The sequence below is a fragment of the Pseudoalteromonas sp. M8 genome, assembly GCF_018141365.1.
Classification (GTDB): Bacteria; Pseudomonadota; Gammaproteobacteria; order Enterobacterales; family Alteromonadaceae; genus Pseudoalteromonas.
The window spans coordinates 1,243,731-1,266,204 of record NZ_CP047239.1 but is presented as its reverse complement, the minus strand read 5'-3'; the positions used below and the strand labels follow the sequence as shown (position 1 = coordinate 1,266,204).

Below are 22,474 nucleotides of genomic sequence, written 5' to 3'. Positions count from 1 at the left end.
TATGCTTTGGTCAATGCTCTCCAATACGCCTGCATGGTATAGTCTTGCGCTATTTGCAGGCGGTGCGGCTACCCTACTCCCCGTCGTTTGGGTTATGCGCAGCACTTTCAAGAATCAACTCAATAATCAACTCGCCTCCGAGCAAGCACTTAGGTCGCAACTAAGCCAAGCTGAGCAACTCGCTGAGCAATTAAGAGCGCAGCAACTACAAAGTCATGGCCAACAGCAGCAATTGCAAGCGAGATTAGCTGAGCGGCAACGGCAAGCCGCTGAATATCAGCAGCTGTGGCAGCGAGAGCTCGATGCCAAGGAAGAAATTCAAGTGCATGCTCATGAGTTAGAAGTTGAAATGGCCAATCTGCAAACCTTGCTGGAGCAAAAGCAACTGAGCTTTGAGCAGCAGCTCGCGCAGCTTGAACAAGCGAAGGTCCAGCTGAAAGAAGAGTTTCACAATCTCGCGAATCAAATATTTGATGAGAAAAGCGAGCGCTTTAGTCATCAAAGCAAAGAAAAAATCCAGCAGTTGCTGCAGCCAGTACAAGGTGAATTAAAGGGCTTTAGAGATAAAATGGAAGCCATTCATAGTGAAGAGCTGAAGCAACGGGCGTCATTAAAAACCGAATTGCTGCACTTACAAGCCAACAATAAAGCCATGACCGAGCAAGCAGATCGTTTGACCACGGCGTTACAAGGGCAAAAGAAAGCACAAGGCAACTGGGGCGAACTCATGCTCGAAAATGTGCTAGATAGCGCTGGGCTACGTCCGGGTTACGACTATCAGCGAGAAGTCAACTTTAATACCGACGAAGGCAAGTTTCGCCCTGACGTCGTGGTTTACTTACCGCAATCTCGTCACCTGGTAATTGACGCTAAAACCTCATTGAATGCCTATACAAGGTATATTAATGCCACAACCGATAGTGAAGCGAATCAAGCCATTGTGGCACACACCGAAGCCATCACTGCACGGATCAAAGAGTTGGGTAGTAAATCTTATGAGCGCTTACCAGGTCTTAACTCCCCAGAGGTGGTCATCATGTTTATCCCTGTGGAATCTGCATTTGTTGAGGCGGTTAAGCATAAGCCAACGCTTTATCAGGACGCTTTACAAAACAATGTATTGGTGGCAACGCCAACAACGCTTTTAACCAGTCTTAATATCGTTAAACAGTTATGGCGTTTTGAAGAGCAAAGCAAGCATACCAGAGAGCTGGCGCTTCGAGCTGAGAAGTTTTATAACAAGCTCAATAGCTTCCTACATAGTATGGAAGGGGTGGGTAAACAGCTTGATAAAGCAAAAGAGAGCTACGAGCGAGCGTTTTCTCAGTTATATATGGGTAAAGGCAACTTAATTAAGCAAGCTTCTGAATTTAAAGAACTAGGCGTTGCCGTAGTCAAGGAGCTACCCGAAGAACTCGAAGAAAAAGCTAAACTTGAGCTCGAGCCGGTAAGTCAGCTTGGCAACCACGATAGCTCGAAATAACGCTTGAAATCCAAAAAAACAAAAAAGGCCCATTGGGCCTTTGAACGAAAGATAAAAGAATTTAACCTGAAATGATTAAGGTGTCTTGCACTTGGCATAGTCACTGTGGCGTGGCGTATCCGAATACAAGTGCATATAAAGCGCAAACTGGCTGACATCACGCCAAACATTGCTATTGGCCGGTGGGCATAGTGACTGCTCGATATAACCCTTCAGTGCCTGTCCCGTTAATGTTAATTTAGTCGGGATACGGATAAACACATTGATGTCATCTTTACTGGTTTTTAAATGTGAGAACTGCCAGCTTCCAACCATATACTGTTTGGTAAAGTAGCGGTTGATACGCATTTGGGATTCTTTACTAAGCTGCTGAGTGGGTGCCTCAGGCGTTTCGGTAACAAATGCCCATGCACTTATCAGTGAAATAATAGTGGCTAGTACAAAAGTCCAAATCACAGCTGGTGATAGTTTATTTTTTGGCTTTATTTGAAGTTGCTGCTGGTTCGCTCTAGATTCAACAATTTTCAACCATTCAGCATGTTTTAGCGTCCGTTGTGTCATTGGTACTCTCCGTTTCTGCATATTGGTATTTAAGCGCTTCAATGTGGAGTAAAGATGGAGTGAGTAAACATCAGACCAGTGCCCTTATGAGGTATAAGTTAGATCTAAAAATTCTTTATTGTCGATGAAAGAATAATTCTAAAATTCGCATCTTTTCTGATGAGAGTTGCTTAATCTTAGGGTGGTATTGAATTAGTAAGTACCAACATTTTAGTCTTAAGTCTAATGGGTGTCGTACCGAATTTGTGTTATTTACTTGGGTACCTATTCAGTCTTGATTTATCTTCATATCGACTAAATTAAGTAATAATCGGTCTTTTACAGACTCTGCGTTCAACATATTCACGGGACAAACTATGCAATTTATTAATAACAAGCTGGAAAACGCTGTTCGCAAGCCAATCTCGTTGGCTGTCGGTGCTGCGCTTCTTTCAACTATTTCAATTCATGCGCAAGCAGAAAGTAACAACACTGAAGCCAAAGAAAGTGTTGAAGTCATCGAAATCACTGGTACGCGAAGAAGTCTTCGTAGTATTGCCGAGAGCACGGTGCCGGTAGATGTGATTTCTTTAGAAGATATGCAAAGTACCGGTCAGCTGGAGCTGAGCCAAGTACTCACTACGCTCGTGCCAAGTTTTAACTTCCCAAATTCAACGCTGGCGGATGGTACGGATCACGCCCGTCCGGCAGTGCTTAGAGGTTTAGCACCGGATCACACCTTAGTGCTGGTTAATGGTAAGCGTCGTCATGCTGGCGCATTATTGAATTTAAATGGTACCGTTGGTCGTGGTTCAACGGCGGTTGATTTAAATACTATCCCAGCTGCCGCGATTAAGCGTATAGAAGTACTGCGTGATGGCGCTGCTGCTCAATACGGCTCAGATGCCATTGCTGGCGTTATTAATATTGTGCTTAAAGATGCCGAAGAAGGCGGCAGTATTAGTGTGACCTATGGTGAGCACGATACACAGATGGCAGGTGTCCCTGACTTATTACAAACCCGTGCAAACGCTGCGGGCGATTTAGATTTTGTGCTTGGAGATGACCGCAAGCGCAATGATGGCGGTACTACAACAATTGGTGCCAACGTTGGTTTTGCTTTAGGTAATGAAGGTTTTATTAATCTGTCTGCCGAATATAGAGATAAAAAACCGACTAATCGTTCAGGCTTTGATCCAAGAGAGCAATATACTCGTGATGAAAATGGTCAACTTGACTCAAGAGAGTTTTCATTCGATCGCTACAACCACCGTTTTGGTAAAGCTGAAGTGGAAGACTTTGCACTATTTTATAATGCGGGTTACAACCTAGATGCGGAAACCGAACTTTATTCATTTGGTAGCTACTCAACACGTGAAGGTAACTCCGGTGGTTTCTATCGTCGCGCAAATGACAGCCGCAACTTAACTGCGGTATACCCAGATGGTTTCTTGCCTCAAATCGTCAGCGATGTAGATGATTACTCTTTTGCGGTTGGTGTAAAAGGCACTCAAGGTGAGTGGGATTACGATATCAGTACAAACTATGGTGTGAATGACTTCGCTTTGGGTGTCGTAAATAGTTTGAATACTTCGATGGGGGTAACAAGTCCGACTGAGTTTAATAACGGCGCTTTAGTCTATTCACAGTGGCTTGTGAATGCTGATGCTAAAACGGCATTGGATTTGGGCTTACCGGATGACGTATTTTTCACGATTGGTGCAGAATATCGCCGCGAAACCTATGAAATTGAAGTCGGTGAAGAAGCGTCTTACCTCACCGTGCTTGATGCAGAAGGCAATCCCGTTGCAGCTGGTGGTGCGCAGGTGCTCGCTGGTTTCTCACCAGCAAGTGCTGTCGATGAATCTCGTCATAACATCGCTTTATTCGCAGAGTTTGATACCTACTTAACGCAGGACTGGAATGTCGTCTTGGCGGGTCGTTTTGAAGATTACAGTGATTTTGGCAGCACTTTCACCAGTAAACTGGCATCGCGCTATGTGGTGTCGGATAACTTTTCACTACGTGGTGCAGTAAGCACAGGTTTTAGAGCGCCTTCATTGGCTCAAACGTCCTATAAATCAATTGCTACGGTATTTGAAAATGGCGTACCGAGTGAAGTTGGCCACTTCCCTGTTGATACGCCAGCTGCAAAAGCGCTGGGTGCTCGAGAGCTTGAACCGGAAGAGTCGGTCAATATGACGGCGGGCTTTGTCTACACACTAGACGCGTTCTCATTTACTGTGGATGCCTATCGAATTGACATCGACGATCGCATCGTCCTTTCTGAGAACTTGGGCGGTCCTGAGGTCATTAATATTTTGCAGCAAGCGGGTGAGCTTAATACGCAAAGTGTAAGGTACTTCACTAATGCTATCGACTCGCGCACTCAAGGTGTGGATATCGTAGCAACGTACAGTTTTGATCTTGCCGACTACGGTAATCTGCGTTTAAGTGCCGCGGTAAACATCAATGACACTGAAGTGACGCATGTAAAAGCAAATCCTGCTGAGCTTGAAGCCCTTGGTGACAGCTATGAGTACTTTGCTCGTCGTGAAATTGCACGATTTGAAGATGGAACACCAAAAGATAAGTGGAACTTAGCTGCAATTTGGCAATTTGGCGATTGGCAGACGACATTACGTGCCACACGCTATGGTGAAACGGTGGACTCTTCTAGCGCAGTAGAAGGCGATGAAGTATTAGACGCTAAATGGATCACTGATTTAGAAGTGGCTTATAACCTAGGTGACAACTGGAAGTTTGCTGTAGGCGCTAACAATTTATTTGATCAATATCCTCAAGATACTGTTAGTAATATTGGTTATACAACGTTTAACCAGATCTTCCCTTACTCTGCGTTCTCGGCATATAACACCGATGGTCGTTTTGTGTATGGCAATATCAGCTACCGTTTCTAAGCAAGCTCAGAAAGACAAAAGGCCAAGCATCTGCTTAGCCTTTTGTACTTTATGCTGGTACATCTACCGCGTGAGGTAAGTTTATCTGAATACACAAACCGCCATACTTCCCTGACTTCACTGTGATTTTTCCATTCATCGCTTCAATTAAGCTCTTACAAATAGATAAGCCAAGACCTGAGCCTCCTGTTGCACGACTTCTCGATGCCTCGACACGGTACAAGCGTTCAAACAGTTTGTTCTGCTCGGCCTCAGATACGCCTGGTGAGCTATCATCTACTTGTAGGAATAGTTCTTGTTTATTGACCACAGCTTTAAACCTTACCTTGCCGGGTTTATCTGTGTATAAACATGCATTCTTAGCAAGATTATCGATAACCCTATCTAGCTTTGGTTTATCAATGTAAATACTCATATCATCGACGTGAATGTCGGCGATAAATTGCAGCTGATTACTTGTTACTAATCTTTCAATATCGTACACATAGCTTTGGATAACCGTTTTCGCGCCATGCTGCTGGGGATGGATCACTAGCGCGTCATGATCTGCTTGAGACAATTGATATACGTTCGAGATCAATTCATTTAGCTGATTTATCTTGTTGTTGATCTTGGCATACGCAAGTGTGCTGTCATCAATAAGATTGTGTTCCATCGCTTCTATATGGAGTTTTAAGACACTGAGTGGCGTGCGTAACTCGTGGGAAATATCGGCCAGCATTTTATCTTTATGCTCAATATTCAATTGATACATTTTTGCTTTTAGCGCCGCATTTCTATGCTTGACGACAAAAAATCCGACTAGAAATAATCCAGCTAAAAAGGTCGAGATTGCAGTGATCACCCACATTTGTGTGGATAGCTTGGCGTTTTGTAAGTTAACCTCGGTTATGGCTTGTGCAGAGCGTGCTTGCTCCAGTTGTTGAGATTGAATAAGCGCGTCAATACTGGCTTTATAGGTACTTACTTGTTTTTCTAGTAATGTTTCATGAAGTTGAGTCTGTAGCTTTGAAGTCGACTTCATAAATTGAAAAGCTTGGGCGTATTCATGATGTGCAGCAAGCGTTATCGCTTTAAGGCGATGATATTTTTCGAGCAGCACCTCTGCCGTTTCTATTTCGGTTAGGGCGTCCAGCTTGGTGAGTAGTGTTTTTGCTTTGGCTAATTCTTTACGTTTTAGCCTAACTTCTAACTCCGTCAGGTAGGCGTAAAATTGTTGCAGTGTTGAACTGGTTTGAGTGGCATATTCAATGCCTGCAAGTGCATCCAACAGGGCATTGTCTAAGTCTGCCTTGGCTATATGGATCAATGCGGAGTTTCGATATGCCCTAGCGAGTGAAACCCTAGCATTGAGTTCTTTTAGAAATTCAATGGCCTCTTTTGTTTGCGCTAATGCTTCGTCCGTTTTACCGTTCTTAAACTTCAGCTCTCCCAAGCGAAGGGCCGTGCCTGCGACGTTGCGTAATTCTTTTGAAGCTTTATCTGCAACGAGAGCTTGTTGAAAGAAATACTCTGCATTTTCCTCATCCCCCATACGCACAGAAATATCACCGAGATTATAAAAGTTAGCCCCTTGCTTTTCGTACTGATCAGTTCCTTTTAGTAATTCATAGGCTTTTAAGTGATATTGCATAGATTGCGCAAGCAGATTTCTATGGTCGGCAACAACACCTAGATTATTATAGGTTTGCGCCACTAAATTTGATTTATCCATTGCCTCGGCTGAAGCGAGCGCTTTTAAGTAAAAAGACTCGGCCTGCTCAAGCTGGCTTAAGTTACGATAGTTAATGCCTATCTCTCTGTATAAATCATACTTGCGCGCTTCGGTAAGGAAAAACTGCTTTTCGATATAGCTAAGAGTAGATATTGATTTCTCATATAAGTCTTGCTTTCGATAAATCATGGCCTGCAAATAAATCGCTTGATATCGCGTTTCTTCTTCTTCACTGACGCTGGCCGTTTCAATTTTAACTAAGGCTTCGGTGTATTTTCCTGCCTTTTCTAAATCTTCTATTTTCTTGATAACTGTATTCCCGGCCTGGCAATGCATCGCTGTAAGCAGTGCTACCGCTTTTATTAAGTTCTTAATGGGGGTCATGTATCAACTTCAATGTACTGTAATCAGTTTTATAGTTTTACATGGAAAAGTGGGGTAAATATGGAAAGTGTAAAGGGGGTTTACAGCAGAATGAAGTGCTTATAAATCTGAGGTTAGTCATATTTTGATTTTTAGTCAAAATAAACTCAGAACAAAATTTTACTAAGTAAGTTAGTAAAAATGTGACCTGTCGCTGGTTTAGTTAGTAAAATTTTGGTTTGTGAAAGTGAAAAAAGTCACAAATGCGCTCTTTTTTGTCTGGATCTTAGATCTTTACTGTAAAGATCGGGATCGTTAGGTGTTGAGTTAATAAAATTCTGATCTCAAATAGGTCTAGGTTAGTAAAAATATGATCTGAATAACTGGCGTTGGTAAATACGTGATCTCAGTTACCAGTGGCTAGTAAAAATCTGATCCACATAGATAAAAGGGCCTGACGGCCCTTGCTGATTAAGGAACTATATAAGTCGTTATCTAAATCCAGTGTTTAGAACTGGTTCATGGTGTTGGCTTCACCGCCTGCTTTGAGTGCGTTCTCACCAGAGAAATACTCTTTGTGCGTGTCACCGATATTAGAGCCTGCCAAGTCTTGGTGTTTAACTGATGCTTGCTCGCGACGGATTTCTTGTCGTTGCACATCGCGTACATAGGCAAGCATACCCGCGTCACCAAAATAGCCTTCAGCCAGAATATCAGTGCTGAGCGCTGCTGTATGGTAAGTTGGCAGTGTAATAAGGTGATGGAAAATTCCCGCTTCTCTTGCCGAGTCACGCTGGAAGTTTTGCACCAGTAGATCGGCTTCGGTTGCCAACTCGGTTGCGTCTAACTCTGGCGCCATCAATACTTTTGCATCCGCGCTTGGGTTTGGGTATGCCGATAAGTCTTTACCTTGCTCCTGCCATTGTTGGTATACCTGTTCACGGAATTTTAATGTCCAGTTGAACGATGGCGAGTTGTTGTATACAAGCTTAGCGTTAGGCACTTGTTCGCGAACTCGGTTAACTAGCTCGGCAATTTGCTCGATATTTGGCTTTTCGGTTTCAATCCACAATAGATCTGCGCCTGATTGAAGACTGGTTACACAGTCTAGTACCACACGATCTTTTTCTGTGCCTGCTCTGAACTGGTATAAACCGTTGTCTAAGCGAACTGGCTTTTGCAGCTCGCCACTCAATTTAATTGCCATCTCACCTTCTTGTAGGTCAGCGGCCGAGGTAACTGGCGTGGTGTCTAAATAGCTAGTGTATTGGCTCGCAAGGTCGCCTGGCGCTTTTGATACTGGCACTTTTTGCGTCAAACTTGCACCCAATGAGTCAGTGCGAGCGACGATAACGCCATCTTCAACACCAAGCTCAAGGAAAGCATATCGTACAGCGTTAATCTTGGCTAAAAAGTCTTCATGAGGAACCGTTACTTTACCTGCTTGGTGGCCACACTGTTTTGCGTCCGATACTTGGTTTTCGATTTGAATTGCACAAGCGCCCGCTTCAATCATTTGTTTAGCTAAAAGGTAGGTCGCCTCTTCGTTACCAAAACCGGCATCAATATCAGCAATGATAGGCACTACATGGGTTTCGAAGTTATCGATTTTGTTAAGGATTTCAGTTGTGTCTTGGCCTTTTGCTCTCGCTGCATCAAGATCTTTGTAGAGATGATCTAGCTCTCGCGCATCGGCTTGCTTGAGGAAAGTGTAGATCTCTTCAATCAAAGCTGGAACCGCTGTTTTTTCATGCATACTTTGGTCTGGTAGTGGGCCAAACTCTGAGCGCAGCGCAGCAACCATCCAGCCACTTAGGTAGACGTAAGAGCGTTTTGTGGTTTTATTGTGACGCTTTACTGCCATCATCATTTGTTGCGCGGTAAAACCGTGCCAACAACCAAGCGATTGCGTGTATTGGCTGCTATCTGCGTCGTACGCTGCCATGTCTTCACGCATCACTTTTGCCGTGTATTTTGCAATGTCCAAACCGGTTTTAAAACGGTTTTGTAGGTGCATACGGCTGGCATACTCAGGACTGATAGACTGCCAAGTTTTTCCTTGGCTTTGGCATAGACTAGAGAAATGATCTAACTGAGTTTGATACTGAGACATAATTAGCTTCCTTTGAACGGGTACTATAAATCAAATTAAATTCTGGTTGTTTGTTACACGAAACCAACCGGTGTGAGAGTGGTTGGCTGCGGGCTTAATTAAACACTAGGCCGATAAATCAGATTTTTTAAATTTATAGTTGTTATTACGAGTATATTTTTTGTGAATGGGAAAAGGGGTTCGTTTTTCCAAAAATTGTTTTATGTTTGACCTATCCCGTTCAAAAAATGTTAATCAAGGACTCTCCATGAGCAAGTATGTCACTCATTCAGGCTTCCAAATTGCGACTCCACTGTCGCACTTTGTTGAGCAATCTCTACTTCCCGGTACGGGGATCGCGGTCAATCAATTTTGGCAAGGCGTAGCGGATATTTTTTCGGAACTTGGGAAGCAAAACCAAGCGTTACTCAACAAACGCGATACCCTGCAACAGCAAATTGACGATTACCATCTCTCTCATCCTGATTGGCAATCGGCAGAATATCGGACATTTCTTGAATCTATCGGTTATTTGCAGCCTGAGCCTGAAGATTTTGCCATCGAAACCGAGCATGTGGAGCCTGAAATTGCGAGCGCAGCCGGTCCTCAGTTAGTGGTGCCTGTCAGTAACGCAAGGTTTGCGCTCAATGCGGCGAATGCGCGTTGGGGCTCTTTGTATGATGCGCTCTATGGAACGGATGTTCTTGGCGAAGAGGATGGTGCTGAGCGTACTCAAGCCTATAATCCGAACCGTGGGTTTAAAGTCATGGCGTATGCTAGGCAATTCCTCGATAAAGCACTGCCGTTGGCAGAAGGCTCTCACATAGAAAGTACGAACTACGCGATTCTAGACGGCAATTTGGTGATTACACTCAACGACAGCACCCAAGTTGCACTGCAAAAGCCTGATCAGCTAGTGGGTTATCAGGGGGAGGCACAAAATCCAAGCGCGGTATTGCTGCGCCACCATGATCTGCATATTGAGATCCAAATTGATCCACACCATCCGATCGGACAGGCAGACAAAGCCGGGATCAAAGATGTCGTCCTTGAGGCTGCACTTACGACAATCATGGATTGTGAAGACTCAGTTGCGGCGGTGGATGCACAAGACAAAGTATTGGTATACCAAAATTGGTTAGGCTTGATGAAAGGGAGCTTGAGTGAGACCTTCGAAAAGTCAGGTCAATCGCTGACTCGGACGCTAAATGCCGACCGAAGTTACGTAGATACACAAGGCCAGCGTATGACACTAAAAGGTCGCTCTATGATGTTTGTGCGCAATGTTGGCCACCTAATGACAACGCCAGCGGTACTGGATGCAGAAGGTAACGAGCAGTTTGAAGGGATCTTAGATGCCATCATGACAAGCACGGCTGCGCTGCATGATTTACAAGGCAATAGTCCGTTCAAAAACTCGACGGCAGCAAGTATCAATATCGTGAAACCGAAGATGCACGGGCCTGAAGAAGTCGCTTTCACTGATGCCCTATTTAGTCGTGTTGAAGCGCTGCTCTCGCTACCCAAAAATACCATTAAAATGGGGATTATGGATGAAGAGCGCCGTACTTCGGTAAACTTAAAAGCGTGTATTGCTGCCGCTAAGCAGCGTGTAGTATTTATCAATACTGGCTTTTTGGATAGAACAGGCGATGAAATTCATACCTCAATGCTGGCGGGCCCTGTATTGCCCAAAGTGGCTATTAAAGGACAGTCTTGGATAGCGGCCTATGAAGACCAAAATGTGGATATTGGCCTTAAAACCGGTTTTAGGAAAAAGGCACAAATAGGCAAAGGAATGTGGCCAATGCCAGATAAAATGGCGTTAATGATGGATCAAAAGCAAGGCCATCCGGAGTCTGGTGCTAATACTGCATGGGTGCCCTCTCCTACCGCAGCTACGCTCCATGCGATGCACTATCACTATGTGGATGTGTTTGCACGCCAACTTGAGATAAAAACACGTCAGCAGGCATCGCTCGATAACTTACTTACGCCCCCGTTGATGTTAGAAAACGATTTGTCTGCGGAGGATATTCAAGCCGAATTAGACAATAACGCGCAGGGTATTTTGGGCTACGTGGTGCGTTGGATAGACCAAGGCGTAGGCTGCTCAAAAGTGCCTGATATCAATCACGTTGGTTTAATGGAAGACAGAGCAACCCTTAGGATTTCAAGCCAACATATCGCTAACTGGTTATATCATGGCATTTGTAGCGAAGAACAAGTAGAAAAAACTTTTAGACGCATGGCGGCTGTAGTAGATGGTCAAAACGAAGGTGACAGCCTCTACCAACCAATGCTCAATGACCATAAACCGCTTACTGAAAACCTTGCCTATAAAGCGGCGTTGTCTTTGGTATTTGAAGGCCGAGTACAACCCAATGGTTATACCGAGCCGCTACTTCACGCCTATCGACAAGCCTATAAGCAGCAGGCTAATTAGTCTCTTTCATTTCGATATCACTCAAATCAAGGCTGGTTCACCCAGCCTTTTTGGTTTTTCTGCTTGTGTCGAGGTAAACCTCGACCTACATGGGCTATATTTGCGACACGACAATCAAAGGTACTCGTGTTGAAACACCGTTGAGTGCAATTTTGTGGATCATTTCATCTATGGTAGTGCAGCAATCACTGAGAATGTAGACATTGTACTGCTCCGCCGATTTCGATAGCGCGGTATGGGTTACACAGTTCTGTGTCATCATGCCGCAGATATATAAAGTGTCGATACCTTTAGATTGGAGCAAATCGTTTAAGGAGGTTTGCTCAAAGCTGTCGGCATAGGACTTTACGATATGGTGGCCGTTTTCTTGCGTTTGGCGTAGGCCATTATGAAGCTCGACACCGCTTGTGTCGGCATTGAAAAATGGTGCTTTTCCTTGCTCTGGATTAGCTATGTGCTGGACATAAATGACTTCCATGTTTTGCTCTGCTGCTTTTTGGATAGCTGTATTGATGTTTGCTAGTGTATTTTCGCTATTCCATAGCGGGAAAAGTCCTCCAGGAAAGTAGTCATTTTGAATATCGATAACCAATAGTGCGCTGTTGTTCATTTTTTACCTCGTTAGTTAGTTTGCAGAGGTATTGTGCTGGAGTTGTAACTTTGACTGGAGTGTCTAAAATGACATTTTTGAGTTCAAATTCGACAATGTAGATGAAACCAATCAAAGTGGCGATTTGTCACTATCCTCATGCGATGAAGTCGGCTGTGTATGGTCTAGAAGAGCTGTTTTTTCTAGCAGATAGAATTTGTATCGAAGAGTCACAGGATACCCGCTTTACAACACATGTTGTCACCTTTAGTAGTGCTGTAAAGGGGGATTACAATATTGTGTTATTGCCGCCGAGTGTTAGTTCTGATTATTACCTCAAACCTGAACCTCAATTACTTGCTTGGTTAACCGAGCAGCACCAACGAGGTGCAGTTATCGCCTCTGCCTGTGCGGGGGCTTTTATACTTGCGGCCTCGGGGCTAAGTCATCAGCGCTTACTTACCACGCATTGGGGGTTAACTGAGGCATTTAAACGGCACTTTCCTAACCAGTCTATTGATACACGAAAAATTTTAATCGATCACAATGATATTATGTCGGCTGGCGGCATGATGTCATGGCTTGATCTTGGATTAGAGCTAGTCAAAAAATATAGCAGTCACTTAGTCATGCGCAAGTTAGGCAAAACGCTTGTCGTAGATACGGCTCAGCGGGAGCAGAGCTACTATCATCAATTTCAGCCAAACTTTCAACATGGTGATGATGCTGTGCTGCGCGCTCAGCAATACATTAACACCCATTATGGTCGCAATATTTCAATTACAGAACTAGCTGATATCGCTCTACTTACGCAAAGAACCTTACAGCGACGTTTTGCTAAGGTGCTCGGACTCAATCCAAATCAATATCTGCAACGGTTTCGGGTGCAGAAAATGTGTGATTTATTAGAAAGCACGAGCAAACCATTTGATTGGATTGCGCACCAGGTAGGATACGAGGATACGACAGCCTGCCGTAAGGTGTTTAATAAGTGTATGGGCTTAACACCAAGCGAGTTTCGAAAACGTTTCTAGCTAACCTGAACCCAGGATAACAACTTGTTCTCTAGCAGCTGTTATCCCTTACTACTGCGTTAAATTTGCTTGCAATAGGCCAGCTATTGACGCACAAATTTGCCTTGTATTAAGAAATAACTTCTGGCTAGAGTGATATTACACTTTTGAGCTTAGGGATTTTAGTTTAATAACTAACTTCTTATCCCGAGTTCAGGTTGGTTATTTAAACTTTACTTAAAGTAAAAAATATTTGACTTGTTGTTGAGCAAAGTTTACGCTTTCAATGTAAAAAATACTTAACCTTGAGTAAAGTGAGGATAACATGGAAAGCAACAATAAGATTAAAGCGTTTTTAGACTCGTTGAGTTTCCGTGACTTAACGATTGCGATAGAGTTTTTGGTAACAGGTTATATCTTGTATTTTTATTTAGGCGAAATAACAGCGGCTACAGAGCAGTTACGTCAAGATCCGAGTTGGGTATCAGGATTGTTGCTCAAGGTGATTGTTATTTCTATCGTGACATCTATTGCAGGTCAGCTGCTACTGAGCTTTGTTAGCGATAAAGATATGGATAAGCCGTTAGATGAGCGTGAAAAGTTGATTGCGCTATCTGGGTGCAAACCTGCCTACTGGGTGCTTCAGGTTGGTGTGTGTATCTCTATTTTCCAGTATTCTGCCGAAGCGCAAGATTGGTCGCAAGCGCTTCCTTTTGAACTACCGTTTGCACCACTTCATATTTTAGTGATTGCATTTTTGCTGGCTGAATTGGTCGGTTATGGAACCCAGCTTGTCAAAGCTCGTTTGGGAGCTGTGTATGGCTGATTTACCAATAAAAAACAAAATCAGAATGCTACGCTTTATGAGCGGTGAAATGACACAAAAAGAGCTTGCTGAGCGAGTGGGTGTTACGAGACAAACGATTATGGCCATTGAAGCTGCCAAGTACTCCCCTTCGCTTGAAGTCGCCTTTAAAATCGCTCATGTATTTAATGTACCTATCGAAGAAGTATTCGAATATCAGCCATAAAGTGCAAAACAAGCGTGATGTAAAGGGGGTTTACGTCACGCTTTTTTGTTTCTGTGAGCACCGATACGTTTTTTGACTTAAATAGTTTAATAATTAGGCATTGTAATCTAGGCTTTAGGTAAATATATTGTTACTACTAAAGATAGTGCCTATGCAATGAACTGAGTCGTCATGTTATAAGGCCGATTGTCATAGACTTGCTCACGAGGTGTCATGGTTAAGCAGTACATATCAGTGAATAACTTGATTGGCATGGCTATATTAGTGTGGGGTTTGGTATTTCCCCCTGTCAGTGCGAGCGAATGCAGTAAAACTGTGAATATTGGCGTTGTTGCCGATTGGCCGCCATTAACTGTGTTTGATGAGCTTGGGCCTTGGGGCCTAGACGTAGACATTGCCGAGATGGTGTTCCAGCATGTTGCCGTGTGTACCACCTATATTCGCCTCCCTTCCAGCGCTCGCACTTTTGAAGAAATGTCAAAAGGAGTGATAGATGTCGCGGTAATGGTTAGCTACACTAAAGATAGAGAAGCATACGGAGATTTCTCTCTGCCCTACCGTTTTGAACGTATGCGATTATTTTCGTTATCACCTCCCACAGCGCTTGCCGATTTAGCTTCATTACTAAAGCAATCGAAAACCATAGGGTTGAGCATCGGATCTTACTATGGAGAGGAACTTGATAAGCTTAAACAAGATCCCCACTATAAAGATCAGTTTGTGAGTATTGCCAGTGCGCAGCGGCGGGTTGAAATGTTAATGAAAGCGCGCGTTGATTTTATTGTGGATGATATGATCACGGGAAACTATTTTATCAAAGAGCGAGGGCTTGACGCTGCGCAGGCGTGGCCTTACGTGGTACATGATAACCAAGTACACTTTTTGCTGCGTAAAAATGTTTTTAGTGCGAGGCTGAAAAGTAAAATTGATGAGGCGATCTTAGCGCTTAAACCTAAGATTGAATTGTTAGTGGCGAGTTATCAGTCAAACGCTTCTTTTGGGGTTTCCACTGTCTCAAATAGGTTTCCTAGTTACCAACCGTTACCGCTTTCAAATCTTAACTAGCAAGGATGTTTAGTCTTACTCAATTCCCTCATTTGGTTCGATTTTTGATTTTTTTCTAGCCAAACCAAACTTAATCAAATTGTCACATCAAAACGGTAAATTATCGCAAATACCTGCAAAATCTCAGATTTTTTAAAATTTTTTAAGATTTTTTGTAATCCTTTAAAACCCCTTAGCTATCATGGGATTAACCTAGGTACAAACGTCAAAAATTTGGCTTTTTACAAAAAGTCAACCTTGAAGTCTCATCTTTATCACCCTAAGCTTTATTTTAATTGAACGGTCAATTAATAAAAGCTATGCCAAAAGTCGGAATGGAACCTGTTCGTCGTCAGCAGCTAATTGACGCCACTTTAGAGTCAGTTGCCGAGTTAGGATTACAAGCAACCACTATTAATAGTATCAGTAAAAGAGCGGGTCTCTCATCGGGGATCATCAGCCACTATTTTGGTGGCAAACAAGGCTTGATTGAAGCAACCGTGCGCTATCTATTAAACAACTTGAAATACAGTTTGTTGGACAAAACCTGCGCTGGTTGTAGTGCCGAGCAGCGACTCATGTATATCGTAGAAGCTAACTTTGCCATGGTACAGCAGCAGTCAAATACGACGCGTACCTGGTTGAGTTTTTGGGCGCAATCTATGCACGATGATGAACTTCACCGACTACAGCGCGTTAACAGTCGCCGTCTGCAGAGTAACCTAGCGACTTCGTTTGCTGCTTTTATGCCGCGAGCACAGGCAAAAGAAGCGGCTGAGCTTGCCGCCGGTATGATTGACGGACTTTGGTTAAGAGCGGTGCTAAGCAAAGCTGACCATCATGCGTTTCATCACAGTGAAACGCTCGCAAAACGCTACATTCAATCACTTATTAAGCAGTTTGGAGGATAATGTGACAGTCCCTGTATATCAAAATTTTATTCATGGCCAGTTCTTGGCAAACCACTCAGGCGAAAAGTTTGCAGTAAAAAATCCAGCAACGGATGAAGTGATCTACGAGGTAGAGGTTGCCGATAGTCATGTTCAGCAAGCTGCGATTGAAAGTGCCAAAGCGGGCTTTGCATTATGGTCAGCGATGGCGCCAATTGAGCGTAGTCGTGTTTTACATAAAGCGGTATCTCTGCTGCGCGAGCGCAATGATGAGCTTGCCAAGATTGAAGTGTTAGATACAGGTAAACCTTGGCAAGAGGCGGAATGTGTAGACATTCAAACAGGCGCTGATGTAATTGAATATTTTGCAGGGTTGGCTCCCGCTCAAGTTGGCACTCAGCAGCCTGTGGGAGGGGACTTTTTCTATACTCGCAAAGAGCCTCTAGGGATTTGTGCAGGCATTGGCGCGTGGAATTATCCACTGCAAATTGCGTGTTGGAAATCAGGCCCTGCACTTGCCGCTGGTAACGCCCTCATTTTCAAGCCATCGGAAGAAACACCATTAGGCGCGATTAAGCTGGCCGAAATATTTATTGAAGCCGGTATCCCTGCGGGCGTATTCAATGTGGTACAAGGTGCCGCTGAGGTGGGCCAATGGCTAACTACCAGCCCTGATATTGAAAAAGTATCGTTCACCGGTGAAGTGGGTACTGGCAAAAAAGTAATGCAAAGTGCGGCAAGCAATTTAAAAGAAGTGACGATGGAGCTAGGCGGCAAATCACCGCTTATCGTTTTTGAAGATGCTGATATCTCTCAAGCGATAAGTGCCGCGATGTTGGGCAACTTCTACACCCAAGGTGAAGTGTGTACCAACTGCACACGCGTATTTGTGCAGCGTAAGGTTTACGACGCCTTTTTAGCTGAGTTAAAGCAGCGTACCGAACAAAATATCATCGCGGGCGATCCGCTCGATCCAAACGTAAATCTTGGTGCCCTAATCTCAAAGCAGCATCACACACTGGTGATGGATTACATTGAAAAAGGTAAAGCTGAAGGTGCAACCGTACTGACCGGTGGTGAGGCACTTAGTCCTGAAACCGCGCCAAACGGCTACTTTGTCGCACCGACCGTATTTATCGACTGTCATGATGACATGACCATAGTGAAAGAAGAGATCTTTGGTCCAGTGATGTCGGTATTGGTATTCGATGACGAGGAAGAAGTCATTCAACGTGCAAACAACACCCACTTAGGTTTGGCCGCGGGTGTATTTAGTAGAGATATTCAACGTGCACACCGTGTCATCCACCTGCTAGAGGCTGGTATTTGTTGGATCAATAGTTATGGCAACTCACCCGCTGAAATGCCCGTTGGAGGCTATAAGCAGTCGGGCATTGGCCGCGAAAATGGCATCGAGACGCTAGATCAATATACCCAGACTAAGTCTGTGTATGTTGGTATGAGCGATATTGAAAGTCCATTTTAATCGAGGAGTATGATGACTGATTTTGATTATATTATCGTAGGTGCAGGCTCTGCAGGCTGTGTGCTTGCAAACCGCCTATCGGAAAATCCAGCGCACAAAGTGCTACTACTCGAAACTGGCGGTAGTGATAAGAGTATTTTTATTCAGATGCCAACTGCGCTATCTATTCCAATGAATACCGATAAATATGCTTGGCAGTTCCATACTGAGCCCGAGCCGCACTTAGACAATCGCGTTATGCATTGTCCTCGCGGCAAGGTACTTGGTGGTTCATCGTCAATCAATGGCATGGTGTACGTTCGAGGTCATGCTAAAGACTTTGACGAGTGGCAAGACAGTGGTGCTCAAGGTTGGGATTATCAGTCTTGTTTACCTTACTTCAAGCGCGCTGAATCTTGGTATTTAGGTAGCGACGAGTACCGTGGTGAGCAAGGTCCACTTGGCACTAATAATGGTAATGAAATGGCAAACCCGCTCTATCGCGCCTTTATTAGCGCTGGTGAGCAAGCGGGTTATGCGTTTACCAAAGACTATAACGGTGAGCAGCAAGAAGGCTTTGGGCCAATGCATATGACCGTCAAAGGTGGTAAGCGTTGTTCATCAAGTCGCGCCTATTTAGATCCAATTAAACATCGCAGTAACCTCACCATAGTCACGGGTGCCCTGGTACAAAAAGTACTGTTAGATGGCAAAACCGCTACAGGCGTTGAATACAGTGTGAAAGGAAACCTGAAAAAAGCGAATGCAGCGAAGGAAGTGATCCTAAGTGCAGGTTCAATCGGTTCACCGCACTTATTACAATTATCTGGCATTGGCGATAAAGAAGCGTTGACTGCCGCAGGCGTTGAAGTAAAACACCATTTACCCGGAGTGGGCAAAAACCTTCAAGATCACTTGGAGTTTTATTTCCAATACAAGTGTAAGCAGCCCATCACCTTGAATGGCAAGTTGGGGTTAATTTCTAAAGGCTTGATCGGTGCAAGATGGTTACTTGATAAGTCAGGTCTTGGCGCGACCAATCACTTTGAATCTTGTGCCTTTATTCGTTCGAAAGCAGGCGTTGAGTGGCCAGATCTTCAGTACCACTTTTTACCTGCGGCCATTCGCTACGATGGTAAAAGTGCCTTTGATGGTCATGGGTTCCAAGTTCATGTCGGCCACAATAAACCAAAGAGCCGTGGTGAAGTAACGATTAAGTCAGCAGATCCAACGGTGGCGCCTAAAATACAGTTTAATTACCTAGCTGAACAAGAAGACATCGAAGGGTTTAGAGCTTGTGTCAGGTTGACTCGTGAAATCATCGAGCAAAGTGCGTTTGATGACTTTAGACAGAGCGAGATCCAACCTGGTGAGCATATCCAAACCGATGAAGAAATTGATGCCTTTGTGCGTCAAGCGGTAGAAAGTGCTTATCACCCTTCTTGTTCATGCAAAATGGGTGAGGATGAAATGGCGGTTGTAGACTCGCAAACCCGTGTGCACGGTGTCAAGGGGCTACGCGTTGTGGATTCATCTATCTTCCCAACCATTCCAAATGGCAACCTCAACGCGCCGACTATTATGGTCGCGGAAAAAGCAGCGGATATGATTTTAGGCAATTCACCACTTGCCGCTGAGGGAGCAAACGTTGCTATGACACAAAACTGGCAACAGGTTCAACGTAGTTCGGAGATCTAGTTTCGCCACTCGTATGGGAAAGTTCGTGCCCCATATGAGACCTGCAGTGGCACGCAGTGCAAATCGTTTGCACTGCGTTAATGCGGGAATAATGTAAATAAAAACAACGGAGAAAAAATGAGTTACTTCTATCAATTTTGGGAGGGTGACAATGACAGTATGGCTTAGTGCAGGCATCATTTTCACCCTATTGGCAATTGCCTTTATCTTATTGAAGTGGGGGAATTTACAGTGCGTTGGTGTTACACCGGTTAAAACGTTCACTTTTATTGCAATCTTATTTACTTCTGGCCTAGATGTTGGCCTCATCATGTTTCCGCTTACGGAGTTTGCGGGTTACGCAGACATAAAAGCAAGCCCAGAGTATGCATTTACTAATCCGCTGGCCATAGAGTTTGGTTTTTGGGGATTTTTAATCTGGGGGTTCTACTTTCTTACGTGCTTTTATTTCTGCGTAATAGAGCCCAAGGTAAAATTCTTTGAAATTCCTTGGGTTAAATTCATTAATAACCTAGTTATTATCGGTACTTGTGCGTTTACTGCATTCTTATTGTTGTCTAATCTACCTTGGTATTTACCCAGTTTAGGCGACGGTGAGTCGATTATTCCTAGTTTCTATCTGATTGTGTTTGCGGCGATTGCTTTTGCGGTTTACTCAAGCACTAGCCTTAAGTACGTGCGTTTTTTAAGTATCACGACAACATGGGTCTTTATCGGTTTAATCGCCTTTATGTGGGCGTCAGCGTTTGTCTTTGGTGACAGTGCAATGTCGAGCTATACCAACAACTTGGCACTGATCGGCGGTTACTTTACCAATTTAGATCAGTTTGTGTTGCCACTGAATGACTATCACGAGTTTTATCTGTTTTGGTGGTTTGCGTGGAGCATCATGATAGGGCAATTCACATCGCGTTTTGTCGGTGGCTTGAAAACCTATCAAGTGCTAGCGGCGATGTTAATTTTCCCGTCTATTCCAATCGCAGCATGGTTTAGTGTGCTTTATCACTACCATGAGGCTGGGATCCCTACTGCGGGTATTAAAAACTTTGCAATGGTCTTTGTTGGCGTGGTGTTTGTGATTAACTCACTCGACTCTTTGATCCGCCTATATACAGACAACCTTAACCTCACGGTTAGCCGTTTAGGAAAAAGAAACTATATTTTATTTAATATCGTGGCGTTATCACTGCTTACGCTGTTATTTAAACTAAACTTTTTACAGATCCAATGGGTTGGTGCGTTAGTTATAGGCTTGTTCTTCTCATGTTTTGGTTACATTGCTTATAGCAAATACAAAACTGTGAGCAAGATTGATAGCTCGCCAAAAGACAACCTTATCGACTTTAGAAAAATTGAATCAGTAAACTAGGGATACAACTACATGATAACCTTAAAGAAAACACTTTGTGCACTACCACTTTTACTCGCGTCTAACTATGCGGCGGCAGACTGGTCTGCAACCCTAACGGGTGTATCTGATTATACCTTTAACGGTGTGAGTCAAACGCAAAATGACCCAGCCCTACAAGGCAGTATAGATAAAGCCTTTTCAAACGGTGTATATGCTGGAAGCTGGGCGTCTAACGTCGATTTTGGTGGTGACACAGATCTAGAGTGGGACTTTTACGTTGGTCGCTTCGTCGAGCTGAACCAAAGCTGGAGCGTTGACTATGGTATTGCTTACTATTCTTATCATGGTGGTGACAACTCAAGCGACGGTAATTACCCAGAGATCTATACTAAGTTTGGTTACGCCAGTGAATTTGGCCAAACCGAATTTAATTTCTGGTACAGCTGGGATTATTTTGGTACCGAAGCGGGTCACACTATTGCGATGGTAGCACATACTTTTGAAATTGCAGAAGGTCATGCACTAAGAGCAAGCTTTGATATCTCCAATTCATTGGATGGCGATAAATATACGTGGGATGGTAACGATAAATCTTACAATCACTATCGCCTTGCTTATCAAACTGCATTTAAAGGGTTTGATATTGAAGTGGCGGCTGAAAATACGAGCTTAGATTGGGATACGGCAGATGAACGTATTGTACTTTCTGTGTCGAGAACATTTGCTTTGTAACTTGCATTAAGATGTGATGATTGTAATACCAGCCTAATCTAGGCTGGTATTTTTTTACGTTTAAGGCAAAATGTTTAAAAAGTGCACTGTAGTAAGAAAAACAATCATGAACCTCAATCAAGTTACGCTGCCTGTCGATGATATGACTGCAGCTTGTCAATTCTATCGAACGCTCGGCTTTACTCAAATTGTTGATACGCCGCATTATGCTCGATTTGAATGTCCTGAAGGTAATGCAACCTTCTCCTTGTCGCTAGAAGTGCCCCCTATCAGCAATGGTGCAGTTATTTACTTTGAACATGAACAGTTAGATGAGTGGGTCTCAGAGCTAGAGGCTCGAGGTATTTTATTTGAGCAGCTCCCGACTGAACAGCGCTACCTGTGGCGAGAAGCGATACTGTTTGATCCTGCAGGAAATAAGATAAAATTGTACTGGGCTGGTGAAAATCGATTAGACCCACCTTGGCGTGTGGAACTCAAGGGATTTTAGAAAACTCCAAACTTATTTATTTAATGTTAAATTATATTTTACAAATATTGTTAAATTATGTAACTTTAATGGCGACTGTACAGCTAGGCAAGAGGTCCGAGTGGAGTCGCTAAAGTTGGGGGATTTTTAATTAATCGCCTGATGGATTGTTTTGAAAGATTGAGAGCGATGTATTGAACATTTCTATCGATCAAGTTGTACCATTCTCCCAATTTGCCGCTACTAGATAAATGGATGTGCTTGTTGCGGCAAATTATTTCTCTATCCTTGACTAATTGCTAGGCCCTAGTTTCAAGCTTATGAACTTTCTAAAAGATATTCCAGCTGGTTTAACTGAAGAAGTTTTTGAGACGGTACTTTCTCATTCAAATATTCGTATTGAACGGATAGTATCAAACGGCCATACCTCTCCTAGCTCTGGATATTATGACCAAGATGAAAACGAGTGGGTGCTGGTGTTGCAGGGCTGCGCTGAACTAATCTTTGGTGACGGTAAAACGATAACCTTAAAAGCGGGTGATAGCCTTAACATTCCCGCACACCAAAAGCACAAAGTAAGCTATACAGACACTTTAGAGCCAACTATTTGGCTTGCTATTTTTTACTAATCAA

The 22,474-nt window shown here is 43.7% G+C and carries 18 protein-coding genes; 14 read left to right on the top strand and 4 right to left on the bottom strand.

All coding sequences use genetic code 11. From position 1 onward, the window contains the following. Nucleotide 1 precedes the first annotated feature (1 nt). The gene (gene rmuC / locus GSF13_RS05175) at nucleotides 2-1,483 is read left to right on the top strand and encodes a DNA recombination protein RmuC (RefSeq protein WP_211865474.1); all 1,482 of its coding nucleotides are present in this window, start codon (nucleotides 2-4) and stop codon (nucleotides 1,481-1,483) included. A gap of 75 nt (nucleotides 1,484-1,558) precedes the next feature. Here rmuC and GSF13_RS05170 read toward each other — a convergent pair whose 3' ends face one another. Next, nucleotides 1,559-2,044, bottom strand: coding sequence for a hypothetical protein (locus GSF13_RS05170; RefSeq protein WP_174169150.1), 486 nt, complete (start codon nucleotides 2,042-2,044; stop codon nucleotides 1,559-1,561). Nucleotides 2,045-2,400: 356 nt separating this feature from the next. Between GSF13_RS05170 and GSF13_RS05165 the strand changes: the two genes are divergently transcribed. Beyond that, entirely contained in the window at nucleotides 2,401-4,944 is a 2,544-nt protein-coding gene (locus GSF13_RS05165) for a TonB-dependent receptor (protein WP_206473735.1), read from the top strand. Nucleotides 4,945-4,993: 49 nt separating this feature from the next. Here GSF13_RS05165 and GSF13_RS05160 read toward each other — a convergent pair whose 3' ends face one another. Further along, nucleotides 4,994-7,042 (bottom strand): ATP-binding protein, encoded by a 2,049-nt coding sequence (locus tag GSF13_RS05160; protein WP_211865473.1) that lies wholly within the window; start codon nucleotides 7,040-7,042, stop codon nucleotides 4,994-4,996. Nucleotides 7,043-7,529: 487 nt separating this feature from the next. Continuing rightward, complete coding sequence (locus GSF13_RS05155; RefSeq protein WP_174169147.1) at nucleotides 7,530-9,134, bottom strand: isocitrate lyase; 1,605 nt, start codon at nucleotides 9,132-9,134, stop codon at nucleotides 7,530-7,532. 247 nt (nucleotides 9,135-9,381) lie between these two features. On the opposite strand from GSF13_RS05155, the gene GSF13_RS05150 reads away from it, so the two are divergent. After that, nucleotides 9,382-11,559, top strand: coding sequence for a malate synthase G (locus GSF13_RS05150; RefSeq protein ID WP_211865471.1), 2,178 nt, complete (start codon nucleotides 9,382-9,384; stop codon nucleotides 11,557-11,559). A gap of 94 nt (nucleotides 11,560-11,653) precedes the next feature. On the opposite strand, the gene GSF13_RS05145 is transcribed toward GSF13_RS05150, so the two are convergent. Next, on the bottom strand, nucleotides 11,654-12,169 hold the full coding sequence (locus GSF13_RS05145; protein WP_010605542.1) for a cysteine hydrolase family protein: 516 nt from the start codon (nucleotides 12,167-12,169) through the stop codon (nucleotides 11,654-11,656). A gap of 101 nt (nucleotides 12,170-12,270) precedes the next feature. On the opposite strand from GSF13_RS05145, the gene GSF13_RS05140 reads away from it, so the two are divergent. The 11 genes from GSF13_RS05140 to GSF13_RS05090 all read left to right on the top strand — a co-directional run bounded on the left by GSF13_RS05140 (nucleotide 12,271) and on the right by GSF13_RS05090 (nucleotide 22,470). Next, on the top strand, nucleotides 12,271-13,182 hold the full coding sequence (locus tag GSF13_RS05140) for a helix-turn-helix domain-containing protein (protein WP_211865469.1): 912 nt from the start codon (nucleotides 12,271-12,273) through the stop codon (nucleotides 13,180-13,182). A 304-nt stretch (nucleotides 13,183-13,486) separates the two neighbouring features. Further along, the gene (locus tag GSF13_RS05135) at nucleotides 13,487-13,987 is read left to right on the top strand and encodes a hypothetical protein (protein ID WP_010605544.1); all 501 of its coding nucleotides are present in this window, start codon (nucleotides 13,487-13,489) and stop codon (nucleotides 13,985-13,987) included. Continuing rightward, a complete protein-coding gene (locus GSF13_RS05130) occupies nucleotides 13,980-14,192 on the top strand; it encodes a helix-turn-helix transcriptional regulator (protein WP_010605545.1) in 213 nt (70 codons plus the stop codon). Before GSF13_RS05135 ends, GSF13_RS05130 begins: the two co-directional genes overlap by 8 nt. Before the next feature lie 213 nt (nucleotides 14,193-14,405). Beyond that, nucleotides 14,406-15,257 (top strand): transporter substrate-binding domain-containing protein, encoded by an 852-nt coding sequence (locus tag GSF13_RS05125; protein WP_211865467.1) that lies wholly within the window; start codon nucleotides 14,406-14,408, stop codon nucleotides 15,255-15,257. A gap of 299 nt (nucleotides 15,258-15,556) precedes the next feature. Beyond that, complete coding sequence (betI, locus tag GSF13_RS05120) at nucleotides 15,557-16,147, top strand: transcriptional regulator BetI (protein WP_211865465.1); 591 nt, start codon at nucleotides 15,557-15,559, stop codon at nucleotides 16,145-16,147. A 1-nt stretch (nucleotide 16,148) separates the two neighbouring features. Beyond that, nucleotides 16,149-17,612 (top strand): betaine-aldehyde dehydrogenase, encoded by a 1,464-nt coding sequence (gene betB / locus GSF13_RS05115; protein WP_211865463.1) that lies wholly within the window; start codon nucleotides 16,149-16,151, stop codon nucleotides 17,610-17,612. 9 nt (nucleotides 17,613-17,621) lie between these two features. After that, nucleotides 17,622-19,289 (top strand): choline dehydrogenase, encoded by a 1,668-nt coding sequence (gene betA / locus GSF13_RS05110; RefSeq protein ID WP_211865460.1) that lies wholly within the window; start codon nucleotides 17,622-17,624, stop codon nucleotides 19,287-19,289. Nucleotides 19,290-19,440: 151 nt separating this feature from the next. Further along, nucleotides 19,441-20,658 carry a BCCT family transporter gene (locus GSF13_RS05105; RefSeq protein WP_174169141.1) on the top strand — a complete coding sequence of 406 codons (1,218 nt, stop codon included), beginning with the start codon at nucleotides 19,441-19,443 and terminating at the stop codon, nucleotides 20,656-20,658. 12 nt (nucleotides 20,659-20,670) lie between these two features. Further along, nucleotides 20,671-21,372, top strand: coding sequence for a TorF family putative porin (locus GSF13_RS05100; RefSeq protein ID WP_211865459.1), 702 nt, complete (start codon nucleotides 20,671-20,673; stop codon nucleotides 21,370-21,372). A gap of 106 nt (nucleotides 21,373-21,478) precedes the next feature. Continuing rightward, a complete protein-coding gene (locus tag GSF13_RS05095) occupies nucleotides 21,479-21,862 on the top strand; it encodes a VOC family protein (protein ID WP_010605552.1) in 384 nt (127 codons plus the stop codon). Nucleotides 21,863-22,161: 299 nt separating this feature from the next. Beyond that, nucleotides 22,162-22,470, top strand: a complete 309-nt coding sequence (locus tag GSF13_RS05090) for a cupin domain-containing protein (RefSeq protein WP_211865450.1) — start codon at nucleotides 22,162-22,164, stop codon at nucleotides 22,468-22,470. Nucleotides 22,471-22,474: the final 4 nt, after the last annotated feature.

Bases quoted from the DNA above. Each gene is read 5' to 3' on its own strand.
- rmuC (WP_211865474.1), top strand. From the start codon at position 2: ATGCTTTGGTCAATGCTCTCCAATACGCCTGCATGGTATAGTCTTGCG.
- GSF13_RS05170 (WP_174169150.1), bottom strand. From the start codon at position 2,044: ATGACACAACGGACGCTAAAACATGCTGAATGGTTGAAAATTGTTGAA.
- GSF13_RS05165 (WP_206473735.1), top strand. From the start codon at position 2,401: ATGCAATTTATTAATAACAAGCTGGAAAACGCTGTTCGCAAGCCAATC.
- GSF13_RS05160 (WP_211865473.1), bottom strand. From the start codon at position 7,042: ATGACCCCCATTAAGAACTTAATAAAAGCGGTAGCACTGCTTACAGCG.
- GSF13_RS05155 (WP_174169147.1), bottom strand. From the start codon at position 9,134: ATGTCTCAGTATCAAACTCAGTTAGATCATTTCTCTAGTCTATGCCAA.
- GSF13_RS05150 (WP_211865471.1), top strand. From the start codon at position 9,382: ATGAGCAAGTATGTCACTCATTCAGGCTTCCAAATTGCGACTCCACTG.
- GSF13_RS05145 (WP_010605542.1), bottom strand. From the start codon at position 12,169: ATGAACAACAGCGCACTATTGGTTATCGATATTCAAAATGACTACTTT.
- GSF13_RS05140 (WP_211865469.1), top strand. From the start codon at position 12,271: ATGAAACCAATCAAAGTGGCGATTTGTCACTATCCTCATGCGATGAAG.
- GSF13_RS05135 (WP_010605544.1), top strand. From the start codon at position 13,487: ATGGAAAGCAACAATAAGATTAAAGCGTTTTTAGACTCGTTGAGTTTC.
- GSF13_RS05130 (WP_010605545.1), top strand. From the start codon at position 13,980: ATGGCTGATTTACCAATAAAAAACAAAATCAGAATGCTACGCTTTATG.
- GSF13_RS05125 (WP_211865467.1), top strand. From the start codon at position 14,406: ATGGTTAAGCAGTACATATCAGTGAATAACTTGATTGGCATGGCTATA.
- betI (WP_211865465.1), top strand. From the start codon at position 15,557: ATGCCAAAAGTCGGAATGGAACCTGTTCGTCGTCAGCAGCTAATTGAC.
- betA (WP_211865460.1), top strand. From the start codon at position 17,622: ATGATGACTGATTTTGATTATATTATCGTAGGTGCAGGCTCTGCAGGC.
- GSF13_RS05105 (WP_174169141.1), top strand. From the start codon at position 19,441: ATGACAGTATGGCTTAGTGCAGGCATCATTTTCACCCTATTGGCAATT.
- GSF13_RS05100 (WP_211865459.1), top strand. From the start codon at position 20,671: ATGATAACCTTAAAGAAAACACTTTGTGCACTACCACTTTTACTCGCG.
- GSF13_RS05095 (WP_010605552.1), top strand. From the start codon at position 21,479: ATGAACCTCAATCAAGTTACGCTGCCTGTCGATGATATGACTGCAGCT.
- GSF13_RS05090 (WP_211865450.1), top strand. From the start codon at position 22,162: ATGAACTTTCTAAAAGATATTCCAGCTGGTTTAACTGAAGAAGTTTTT.